The organism is Bacillus litorisediminis (assembly GCF_022808645.1).
Taxonomy (GTDB): Bacteria; Bacillota; Bacilli; order Bacillales; family JC228; genus Bacillus_BF; species Bacillus_BF litorisediminis.
Map to the genome: position 1 here is coordinate 1 of NZ_JAKZKT010000072.1, position 11,071 is coordinate 11,071.

Genomic DNA, 11,071 nt, shown 5'->3' on the forward strand with positions numbered 1-11,071 from the left:
ACAAGAACTAAAGGATTTTTATCAACTGGTTGAGGCTTCTGAAATTCCAGAAATGAAAAAGGCCATTCAAACCATTCAAAACTGGCAAACCGAAATTCTTAATAGTTTTGCATATAACTTTTCCAATGGTTTTTTGGAAGGGATCAATAACTCAACCAAAGTATTAAAACGAAACGCATTTGGCTTTAGAAGCTTTAAACGCTTTAGAGCAAAAATATTACTTTCACATCAATATAAAGGGATTGGGGTTCACATTGGATAAGGGTGACGACAATTAGTCATCACCCCAACATTTGACGGAGAACCTAAATATAAAATTTTAGCAGAGAAGTAAATTCGACGAAGTAAATATTTTTAGGATTAAAGTACGACGGCCAAAATGGCCTGGTCTAGCGATACATGAGGACGTGGCGTTTCGAGCGTGATAAGTGCAACTAGGCAATCGCCTGTGCCTACAGGCTTGGCGCTAGCCAAGTTTTCTTTACTAGTCCTATAAAGTTGTAGCGACAATCGCTACGATGGGAATGGCGTTCACTAAAAAAATACTTAATTGAAACGTAGTGGACAGCTGTTGCTTTTGCAGCGAGTCTTTTTCCACTTGCTGAAGGGAATCGCGATAACGGAACCAGTTGATTAAAAAGTTAAACAGCATAGATGCTCCCACTATCAGGATCACTACTAGAGGATGTAGCTCTGCTTCTTCTATATTCATAAAACCTAGAATAAGTAATAGAATAGGAATAGTTTCCACAAGGGCAACGGAAACCATTAATTTCGTTTGAACTTTATGAAGCGGAAGTTTTCCTTCGACTATTTGGGCAAATGCTTTTCTCACCGCCATTGAAATTCCGAAGGATGCAATCACAGCAGCCAGAATAAAATAGTATAACGGATCCAAAAATTTCACTCCTAATATAGTAATCAATCAGTATTCTATTAAGAGTGTACCCGATTTCCGCAATTTGTAAATCTTTTAAGTACACTTATTTTCTTTTCTTTCACTGATTTTGTATACTTAAAGAAAACCTGGCTAGCGCCAAGCCGTAGGCGCAGGCGATTGCCTAGTTGCACTTTTCACGCTTGAAACGCCACGTCCTAATGTATCGCTCGACTTGGCCGTCCTGGCCTTCGTACTTTTATCCTAAAAATATTAACTGCGTCGAAATTATTTCTTTGTTAAAAATTATACTTTCTAAAGTGGAAAAAAGAATCTGTAAATGAGGTGGCGGCATTTGTTTTTTCAAGACCTGAGTATCACATATATGATTTATCTCGCCTTAACGCTGGCGATTGCTTTTTCTGTGCATGAGTTTGCCCATGCCTATTCAGCCTACCGCTTTGGCGACAATACGGCAGCTCGGCAGGGGCGTTTAACGCTAAACCCCTTAAAGCACTTAGACCCAATTGGAACGATTTTGTTTTTTATTGTCGGATTTGGTTGGGCACGGCCGGTACCTGTGAATCGCTTTAATTTCAAAAATCCGCGGGTTGCCGGAATTATCGTATCGGTCCTCGGGCCAATCAGCAATTTACTATTAGCTGTAATTGGTGCATTTTTGTATTATCTCTTTTTTTATCTAGACCTGACTTCTGATTTCTTCTATACATTTTCTGAGTTTCTGCTGGTATTTATAAGCATAAATGTTTTGCTGTTTGTCTTTAATCTAATTCCGCTTCCGCCGCTAGATGGATATCGAATTGTAGAAGATTTACTGCCGCAGCAAATCAGACCGACATTGGCTAAATTAGAGCCATACGGTGCGATCATCTTTTTAGTATTAGTATTGATTGATCCGCTTTATAATGTAACAATCGGGGTCCTTCTTGGAGACTGGGTGCCTGCTATTAGCGGTGCCATCCACCAGTTCTTTTTTGAACTCTTTATTACACGCTGATAAGCTTCGGTTAGAAGGAGGTATCATTCGATGGAGAACAAAGAGAATAAGAAAAAGCCAATTGCTTTTAATATTATTAAAAATAATCCGACAGACGGACATAAAGGTTTTGGCATCGGTGCCTTAAGTCTTGAAAACATCTCTCCGGTATTTGTAGATGTTGAAGAAAAGAAAGCTTTTGTCGACATTGGGGCGATGCATGCTAGAAGCACTGTCGAAAAAGGCATCAAATTTTTAGCGGATAAATCGCAGGTCCCCAACGGAAAACCTTACTGGTTAGTCTGGGTCACCATTAACCGCAAGGAGGAAGGCCCGTATTATCACGGCGTGACGGCATGTGAAATGACCGTCGACCGTTCAATCCGAAGAGGGTATAAATCCTTGCCAGAGCATGTCAACCGAATGGATAAATCATTAAAAGGCCATATCATTGTGGACCATATGGACGATTCCTCTAAAACAGTTTTAGGCGAATTTCTAAAAAATCACAACCTTGGCATGTGGAACCTCTCCGATGAGAAGCTAAGAAAAGATTTAAATATGGAATAATGAAAGGCTTTAATGCCGAATATTGGTCTATGCCTTCAATATGTGTCATTTTCATGAACAAAAGAGCAGGCATCTTGCTCGATTTAGGAAAAATTAGGTACACTTAGGAAGCAAAGCACTTTTTTAGTAAAACTAGGACACAAAAAACCCCAGGGACAGCACCCCTGGGGTTTTTTGTGGTTGCATGGCGATGGCGGTTTCATTTTAGGGTTAAAAGTAAGTGAGTTCGGTTAAGGTGTGTTTGAGTTCGGTTAACCGGATATAAGTTGGTTTAAAGGGTGTTTGAGTTCGGTGAACCGGATTTAAGTATGTTTAAAAGGTGTTTGAGTTCGGTTAACCGGATATAAGTTGGTTTAAAGGGTGTTTGAGTTCGGTGAACCGGATATAAGTTTGATTAAAGGGTGTTTGAGTTCGGTTAACCGGATTTAAGTTTGTTTAAAGGATGTTTGAGTTCGGTTACCTAGACCTAACTCCGCTCAAAGGGTCTTTCAGTTCTGTTAATTAGATCTGGGTTCGGTAAAAGAATGCCTAAGTTCGGTTAATTGGTGTCTGAGTTCGCTTAACGCGCTGTGAGTTCGGATATACGATGCTAAGTTCTGAAATATTCGGAGTAAAGCACAGAAAACAGGTAATTAGTTGCTGAAACGGGCCCAAAATTTCCAAAAGCAGGTGCTGAGTCCGAAATAACGAGTGCTGAGCCCGAAATAACCGGTACTAATTCGGGATAACAGGTGCTAAGTGCCAGAATAGTGAGTGCTGAGTCCGGAATAACGGGTGTTGAGTCCGGAGTAACGGGTGTTGAGCCCGGAATAACTGGTACTAAGCCGGAATAACGGGTGCAGAGTCCGAAATAACGAGTACAGAGTGCCGGAATAACGAGTACAGAGTGCCAGAATAGTGAGTGCTGAGTACGGAGTAACGGGTGTTGAGCCCGGAATAACTGGTACTAAGCCGGAATAACGGGTGCTGAGTCCGAAATAACGAGTGCTGAGCCCGAAATAACCGGTACTAATTCGGAATAACGAGTACAGAGTGCCAGAATAGTGAGTGCTGAGTACGGAGTAACGGGTGTTGAACCCGGAATAACGGGTACTGAGCCCGGAATAACAGGTACTAGTTCGGAATAGCAGGTACTAGCCCGGAAAAATAGTAGCTATGGTTCGAAAAATAGGTGGCAAGCCAAAAATCAGTCAAAAGTCCACCCAAAAACCGGCACTTAGAAATTAAACCATAAAGAAAACCAAGGTTCTGCACAGCCAAATCATGTGAATCAACTGCAAAACCTTGGTTTTATAAAGTGCCAGCCACCCAAAACCTCGTTTATCCCCACCACTCCAACAGCTTTTTATACCATGGTTTGTCCTTTCCGCCAGGTGATTTTTCGTCAGACGGCTTCGGTTCATGATCGTCGAGTGGCTCTTTAATATGCTCGGTACAATATGTGGTTGGCTCCGTTCCTTTGACAAAGTACGTATAACGAGCAACCGGACAGCTCTCAGTGGCAAGTTTGCCATTGTCAGGATTGACATAAACGCCAACGACTCCATCGGTTGGTATAAAAGTTCGGACTGGCTCGTCTTCTAAGGCCTTTTCCATAAAATCAATCCAAATATTCTTCGCATACATCTTTTCTGTAGTCAGGGTAATTTCCTTGCCTTCATCATATCCTGTCCAAACCCCTGCAGTCAGCTGTGGGGTAAAACCAATCATCCAGCTGTCTGTATCGGTAGAACCTGATTTTCCTGCATAGGCGCGGGTCATCTCATTGATGATAGAGCTGCCTGTTACACTGGTATAGTCATTAAGCTTCGGATCAAACATTCCTCTTAAAAGGCTCGACATCACAAAGGTTATATCGGGATCAAGGACTTGTTCATTCTCGAGCTTGCTTTCGTACAGGATTTCCCCTTTTTCATTGACTACTTTTTTAATAAAAGTAGGTTCCACTTTTCTGCCGCCATTAGCAAATAGGCTATAGGCATTAACCATTTCAACGACACGAACACCAGACGTACCTAATGCCAGTGAAGGGACCTGTTCCATTTTAGACTTTATTCCAAATTGTTTAGCTGTATCAACCAATACGTCTTCCCCTAAAAAGAGATGCGTCTTCACAGCGTAGACATTATCCGATAGGGCAAGTGCCTGAGCAAGCGTGATTTCATCCTCAGCATAGTGATTGTTAAAATTATGGGGCGTATATTCTGAACGGCCCTCGTCATATTTGAAAGTCGTCATTTCACTGCGCATCGTAGTAGATGGGGTGAAGCCTCTTTCAAGTGCGGCATAGTACAATAATGGCTTAATCGTCGAACCAGGCTGCCGCAAGGCTTGATACGCACGGTTATAGGTGCTTTCCTGATAATCTCTGCCCCCAATCAGAGCTTTTACAAATCCGGTTTCAGGATCCATTGCAACAAACCCAACCTGAATGTTTGATTCATCTGACATATTTTGTGTTACTGCTTTTTCTGCAATCTCCTGCAGTTTCGGATCAATCGTTGTATAAATCGTTAGTCCGCCAAGAGCGATCGCCTCTTCGCTAATTTTTAACTTATGAATTAATTCATGCCGGACTATGTCCTGAAAATAAGGAGCAAAATCGTTTTGAACATGCGGGTGCTCTCCAATTAGCGTAAGTTTTTCTGCTTTGGCAGCATCGGCTTGCGCTTTCGTAATAGCTCCTGTTTCCGTCATTTCATCCAGGATGAGCTCTTGTCTGTCTTTCGCCTTGGAAAAATTGATAATCGGAGAATAGTGACTCGGCCCCTTTGGGATACCGGTTAGCATCGCTGCCTCTGCCAAAGAAAGCTTGTCAGCATCCTTGCCGAAATAAAATTGGCTGGCTGCTTGAATTCCGTAGGCTCCATGCCCGTAATAAATCGTATTTAAATAGCCTTCGAGAATTTCCTCTTTTGTATAATTCATTTCAAGCCTTAGAGCATAAAAGGCTTCTTTCAGTTTCCGTTTCCACGTTTTGTCATGCTCCAAAAAGAGATTTCGCGCATATTGCTGGGTAATGGTACTGGCACCTTGGACTTTTGCCATTGCCTGAATATCGGCCAGGGCTGCGCCTGCAATTCGTTTTAAATCAAATCCATGGTGCTCATAAAAATTACGATCTTCAATTGAGATTGTTGCTTTTTGAACATCCTCAGTAATATCGTGCAGGGAAACCCAATGCCGAATCTCCCCTTGAGGATTCGTAGCACCGAAAATTTCTCCATTATCGGCTAAGAATAGAGAGGATTTTGGAACAACGAGTGGAGGCGGACCCAGCACTTTCGCATAAATAAAAACGGCACTGACCATGATAAATCCAATGATAGTTGCCAGCAGAGACAAGAAAAAGAGCGCTCGCGCATATTTTTTTGTTTTTTCAAAATGGTTTCCCGTCAAAATTTCCATCGTTTGTTCACCTCTCTCTAATGACAATATTTTCTACATTTGCCTATGCCTTTATTCTTATTTTTGGAAAAAAGAAAGGCGATTAAACGTTAAATGGCTAATAACAAGTTACAAGTAAAAAAATATTGCAATTTTGCTAGATTACTCTATACTTTTTTCTTAGTGCAGAAAATAACGTTTGTATTTATCTTCATAGGGAATGATTTTTAAATGAGAGTATTTTTAGTTCAAACCAGACAATGTAACGAATTCTAATTGAAAGGATGTTATAGAATGGGCGGATTTTGGTTTACTGAAAAACAAACAGATAATTTCGGAATAACTATGAAGGTAAAACGAACCTTACATACAGAAAAAACTGAATTTCAGCAACTGGATATGGTAGAAACCGAAGAGTGGGGCAACATGCTGCTGCTTGATGGGATGGTCATGACCAATCAAAAGGATGAGTGGGTGTATCACGAAATGGTTGCCCATGTTCCGTTATTTACCCATCCAAACCCTGAAAATGTGTTAGTAGTCGGCGGCGGCGATGGAGGCGTAATTCGTGAGGTCCTGAAGCACCCGAGCGTGAAAAAAGCCACTTTGGTTGAAATTGATGGTAAAGTCATCGAGTATTCAAAAAAATATTTACCGGAGATTGCAGGAAAATTAGACGATCCTCGCGTGGATGTTCAAGTGGATGATGGCTTTATGCACATTGCTCAAAGTGAAAATCAATATGATGTGATTATGGTTGATTCTACAGAACCAGTGGGTCCAGCGGTTAACCTGTTCACAAAAGGGTTTTATGCGGGGATTGCCAAAGCTTTAAAAGAGGATGGGATTTTTGTAGCGCAAACCGATAATCCGTGGTTTAAAGCCGATCTGATTCAACAAGTGGTTCAGGATGTAAAGGAAATTTTTCCGATTACACGCTTGTACATAGCCAATATCCCAACCTATCCAAGCGGACTATGGACTTTTACCATTGGTTCAAAAAAATATGATCCGCTTGCAGTGGAAGACAGCCGCTTCCACGATATAGAAACGAATTACTATACGAAGGAATTGCATAAAGCTTGCTTCGTATTGCCAAAGTTCGTAAAGGATTTAACCGAATAAGAGAGGGGAAAGAAGTTAATGCGTTTTGATGAAGCTTATTCAGGAAATGTTTTTATAAAAAGTCATCCCAGCTTTGAAGAAAGCCGTGCCGTTATATACGGGATGCCGATGGACTGGACAGTTAGTTTTCGTCCAGGCTCTCGTTTTGGTCCGGCAAGAATTCGTGAAGTTTCACTTGGATTAGAAGAATATAGTCCATATTTGGACAAGCATTTAGATGAAGTGAAATACTTTGATGCAGGCGATATTCCATTACCATTCGGAAATCCTCAAAGAAGCTTGGATATGATTGAGGAATTTGTGGACAAGGTTTTAGCTGAGGATAAATTTCCGCTTGGCTTAGGCGGGGAGCACTTATGTACATGGCCAGTTTTTAGAGCGATTCATAAAAAATATCCTGATTTTGCTGTCATCCATATCGATGCCCATGCAGACTTAAGAGAGGAATATGAAGGAGAGCCCTTATCTCACTCTACCCCAATCCGTAAAGTCTGTGACCTGATTGGCCCTGAAAACGTGTACTCCTTTGGGATCCGTTCCGGGATGAAAGAGGAGTTCCAATTCGCAAAAGAGTCTGGTATGTATATGGCTAAATTTGATGTAGCCGCACCGCTGAAGGAAGTGCTGCCAAAGCTTGCCGGACGAAACGTTTACGTTACGATTGATATCGACGTGTTAGACCCGGCTCATGCGCCAGGTACCGGTACAGCTGAAGCAGGCGGGATTACCTCTAAAGAATTGTTAGAGGCTATTACTCTTATCGCCAATTCCGACGTAAAAGTAATCGGTGCTGATATTGTCGAGGTCGCTCCAGCTTACGATCCATCTGAACAAACCCAAATCGCCGCCAGCAAATTCCTGCGTGAAATTCTGCTCGGCTGGGTAAAATAAAAATAAATCACACCCGGTATAAACATACATAGCCGGGTGTGATTTTTTTAGTGAAACAAAGGGACGGTTCTTGTGTTTCAAAATAGAGGGCAAAGTCACCCTTTAATACGAAAAAATCATAGACATTGCGATTCGTCTTTTTTAACCTTATACTAAGAAGGTTATCGATACTTTATTAAGTCTTGCATTCCTGCCCTTAATGGGAAGGGAAACAGGAGGTTATTTTTTGACGGAATTTGAGCAAAATGTCAAAATCATACTTCATAATGAAATCATACGGGATCAGGAAGTAGAAAACTATGAATTAACTGTCTTTGGGCAGTATTATAAAAAAGGGAACAGTGAATTTTTAAAATATGAGGAAGCGCAAGAAAACGGAATGGTGAAAACGATTCTGAAGTGGACAGGTGATGAAACAGCACTAGTTTTGCGAAGCGGCGTGATTTCTATGAGATTAGAACATAGGATTAAAGAAACGACACGCGGCAGCTACGAGCATCAGTATGGGAGACTTCCGCTTGAGGCATACACCACTGCCATCAGCCATTCTGTGCAAAATCAAGTGCACACCCTTCAGTTGCGGTATGATTTAAATGTGCAGCAATCGTATGTAGGTACATATAAAATGACATTCACGTTTCAGGAGGTCTAAGTATGAGTATAGTGAACGCGGTTCAAGAACAAATCAAACAAGAAATAAAAAATGCCTGTTTAAAAGCGGGGCTTGCAAAAGAAGAAGAAATCCCTGATGTAATTTTAGAAATACCGAAGGATAAAGAACATGGGGATTACGCAACCAATATGGCAATGCAGCTCGCGCGGGTAGCGAAAAAGGCACCAAAGCTGATTGCAGAAGCCATTAAGTCAGAATTCGACCTTTCTAAAACCTCTGTTGAAAAAATTGAAATTGCGGGTCCTGGTTTTATTAACTTTTATTTAAACAACCAGTACTTAACGGAGTTAATTCCAACGATTCTAGAAGCAGGGGAAACATACGGAGAGTCGAATATCGGACAAGGCAGAAAGGTCCAAGTCGAGTTTGTCTCAGCGAACCCAACCGGGGATCTCCACCTTGGGCATGCACGGGGAGCTGCGGTCGGAGACTCTTTATGTAATGTTCTCGCAAAAGCAGGCTTTGAAGTTTCCCGTGAATACTACATAAACGATGCCGGGAATCAAATTCATAATCTTGCTTTATCTGTAGAAGCTCGCTACTTCCAGGCTCTTGGTTACCAGCGGGATCTCCCTGAAGACGGTTATTATGGGGAAGATGTGGTTCAAATCGGAAAGAGGCTGGCGGACGAATTTGGCGATAAGTATGTAAATGCAGACGAACAAGAACGCTACGAATTCTTTAGAGAATACGGACTAAAATATGAGCTTGAGAAACTTAAAATAGATTTAGAAAACTTCCGTGTGCCATTTGATGTGTGGTACTCCGAAACATCCCTTTATAAAAATGGAAAAATTGATGAAACTTTAGCGAAATTAAGAGAGTTAGGCCATATTTATGAAGAGGACGGGGCTGTTTGGTTCCGTTCCACTCAATTCGGCGACGACAAAGACCGTGTCTTAGTAAAAAATGATGGAACATACACGTATTTAACACCTGACATTGCCTACCATGAGGACAAATTTGCGCGCGGTTTTGAAACGTTAATAAATATTTGGGGTGCTGACCACCACGGCTATATTCCTAGAATGAAAGCAGCAATGGAAGCACTCGGCCACAATCCGGATGACTTAGAAGTAGAAGTGATTCAGCTCGTTCATTTATATAAAAACGGCGAAAAAATGAAAATGAGCAAAAGAACCGGTAAAGCCGTCACGATGCGTGAGCTCGTTGAGGAGGTCGGCTTAGACGCAGTACGTTACTTCTTTGCGATGCGGAGTGCCGATACTCATTTGGACTTTGACTTAGACTTAGCCGTTTCCCAATCAAATGAAAATCCGGTTTACTATGCACAATACGCCCATGCGCGGATTTGCAGCATCTTGCGTCAGGCAGAGGAAATGGGAATAACTGATGATCAAGCCGACTATTCATTAATCGGCAGCGAAAAAGAAATTGACGTATTGAAAAAACTAGGGGAGTTCCCTCACGTTATTGGGGAAGCCGCATTGCGAAGAATTCCGCATCGGATTACAAACTATATCCAAGACCTGTCTTCTTCGTTCCACAGTTTTTACAATAGCAATAAAGTATTAGATCCAGAAAATGCAGAGGTAAGCAAGGCACGGTTAGCACTTATTAAAGCCGTTCAAATTACACTGCAAAATGCTTTGAAATTAATCGGAGTTTCGGCTCCGGAAAAAATGTAGAGTTAAGACCAGGACAGCAGAGGACTGCTATTCCTGGTTCTTTTTTTGGGTGGATTTTAGTAAATAGAGGTGTTGAGTTCGGAAAAGCGGGTGCTGAGTTCGGAAAAGCGGGTGCTGAGTTCGGAAAAGCGGGTGCTGAGTTCGGAAAAGAAGGTGCTGAGTTCGGAAAAGCGGGTACTGAGTTCGGAAAAGAGGGTGCTGAGTCCGGAAAAGGGAGTGCTGAGTTCGGAAAGAAGGTGTTGAGTTCGGAAAAGCGGGTGCTGAGTTCGGAAAAGGGAGTGCTGAGTTCGGAAAGAAGGTGTTGAGTTCGGAAAAGAGGGTGCTGAGTTCGGAAAAGGGAGTGCTGAGTTCGGAAAAGAAGGTATTGAGTTCGGAAAAGGGAGTGCTGAGTTCGGAAAAGAGGGTGCAGAGTTCGGAAAAGGAAGTGCTGAGTTCGGAAAAACGACTACCAAGTTCCGAAAAACGAGTTCTAAATTCCGAAAAACGGGTTACAAGTTCCGATAAGCGAGAGCCAAGTTGGGAGTGTAATATAAACTGTGTAAGTAAGGAATACGTACGGTTCCTTACTCACACAGTTTTTTATTTGATAGAATAATAAGTATAAAGCTAAAGGAGTGTTTTCAATGGGGAAATTGAAAAGAGATCCGAACTCCGTAGAATTAGCTAACAAGATTATCGAACAGTACCAAACTAAATCTGTAGAAGATATGCAAGAAGCATTAAAAGACATATTTGGCCCTATGTTTGAGTCGATGCTTAAAGGTGAAATGAATCATCATTTGGGCTATGAATCAAATGACAAGGGAGAAAAAGAAACAAGCAATAGAAGAAATGGATATGGCAAAAAGTTCGTGAAAACGACGACAGGAGAAGTTGAAATTGCGGTCCCCCGTGATCGTGAT

Annotated in this window: 10 protein-coding genes; 8 read left to right on the top strand and 2 right to left on the bottom strand. The window is 41.7% G+C overall.

Annotation, left to right across the window (positions count from 1 at the left end; all coding sequences use genetic code 11):
* Positions 1 to 262: transposase (locus MLE14_RS20950; protein WP_243298557.1), on the top strand; the 262-nt coding region annotated here is incomplete at its 5' end.
* 228 nt (positions 263 to 490) lie between these two features.
* On the opposite strand, the gene MLE14_RS20955 is transcribed toward MLE14_RS20950, so the two are convergent.
* Positions 491 to 898: a hypothetical protein gene (locus tag MLE14_RS20955; RefSeq protein WP_243300356.1), complete on the bottom strand. Its 408-nt coding sequence runs from the start codon at positions 896 to 898 to the stop codon at positions 491 to 493.
* 364 nt (positions 899 to 1,262) lie between these two features.
* Here MLE14_RS20955 and MLE14_RS20960 point away from each other — a divergent pair, with 364 nt between their 5' ends.
* Positions 1,263 to 1,895: a site-2 protease family protein gene (locus MLE14_RS20960; RefSeq protein WP_243300363.1), complete on the top strand. Its 633-nt coding sequence runs from the start codon at positions 1,263 to 1,265 to the stop codon at positions 1,893 to 1,895.
* Between the two features lie 30 nt (positions 1,896 to 1,925).
* Positions 1,926 to 2,444 (top strand): YwhD family protein, encoded by a 519-nt coding sequence (locus tag MLE14_RS20965; RefSeq protein WP_243300357.1) that lies wholly within the window; start codon positions 1,926 to 1,928, stop codon positions 2,442 to 2,444.
* Positions 2,445 to 3,764: 1,320 nt separating this feature from the next.
* On the opposite strand, the gene MLE14_RS20970 is transcribed toward MLE14_RS20965, so the two are convergent.
* The gene (locus MLE14_RS20970) at positions 3,765 to 5,852 is read right to left on the bottom strand and encodes a transglycosylase domain-containing protein (protein ID WP_243300358.1); all 2,088 of its coding nucleotides are present in this window, start codon (positions 5,850 to 5,852) and stop codon (positions 3,765 to 3,767) included.
* 273 nt (positions 5,853 to 6,125) lie between these two features.
* On the opposite strand from MLE14_RS20970, the gene speE reads away from it, so the two are divergent.
* From speE to MLE14_RS20995, 5 genes are all read left to right on the top strand, one after another.
* Entirely contained in the window at positions 6,126 to 6,956 is an 831-nt protein-coding gene (gene speE, locus MLE14_RS20975; protein ID WP_243300359.1) for a spermidine synthase, read from the top strand.
* Between the two features lie 18 nt (positions 6,957 to 6,974).
* Entirely contained in the window at positions 6,975 to 7,847 is an 873-nt protein-coding gene (gene speB / locus MLE14_RS20980; RefSeq protein WP_243300360.1) for an agmatinase, read from the top strand.
* A gap of 226 nt (positions 7,848 to 8,073) precedes the next feature.
* Complete coding sequence (locus MLE14_RS20985) at positions 8,074 to 8,499, top strand: DUF1934 domain-containing protein (protein ID WP_243300361.1); 426 nt, start codon at positions 8,074 to 8,076, stop codon at positions 8,497 to 8,499.
* A 2-nt stretch (positions 8,500 to 8,501) separates the two neighbouring features.
* Entirely contained in the window at positions 8,502 to 10,169 is a 1,668-nt protein-coding gene (argS, locus tag MLE14_RS20990; protein WP_243300362.1) for an arginine--tRNA ligase, read from the top strand.
* Between the two features lie 614 nt (positions 10,170 to 10,783).
* A partial coding sequence (locus MLE14_RS20995; RefSeq protein WP_243299746.1) for a transposase occupies positions 10,784 to 11,071 on the top strand: 288 nt, incomplete at its 3' end.

What these genes read in the sequence shown, in the direction of transcription:
- argS (WP_243300362.1), top strand. Translation starts at nt 8,502, where the DNA reads ATGAGTATAGTGAACGCGGTTCAAGAACAAATCAAACAAGAAATAAAA.
- speB (WP_243300360.1), top strand. Translation starts at nt 6,975, where the DNA reads ATGCGTTTTGATGAAGCTTATTCAGGAAATGTTTTTATAAAAAGTCAT.
- speE (WP_243300359.1), top strand. Translation starts at nt 6,126, where the DNA reads ATGGGCGGATTTTGGTTTACTGAAAAACAAACAGATAATTTCGGAATA.
- MLE14_RS20960 (WP_243300363.1), top strand. Translation starts at nt 1,263, where the DNA reads ATGATTTATCTCGCCTTAACGCTGGCGATTGCTTTTTCTGTGCATGAG.
- MLE14_RS20965 (WP_243300357.1), top strand. Translation starts at nt 1,926, where the DNA reads ATGGAGAACAAAGAGAATAAGAAAAAGCCAATTGCTTTTAATATTATT.
- MLE14_RS20970 (WP_243300358.1), bottom strand. Translation starts at nt 5,852, where the DNA reads ATGGAAATTTTGACGGGAAACCATTTTGAAAAAACAAAAAAATATGCG.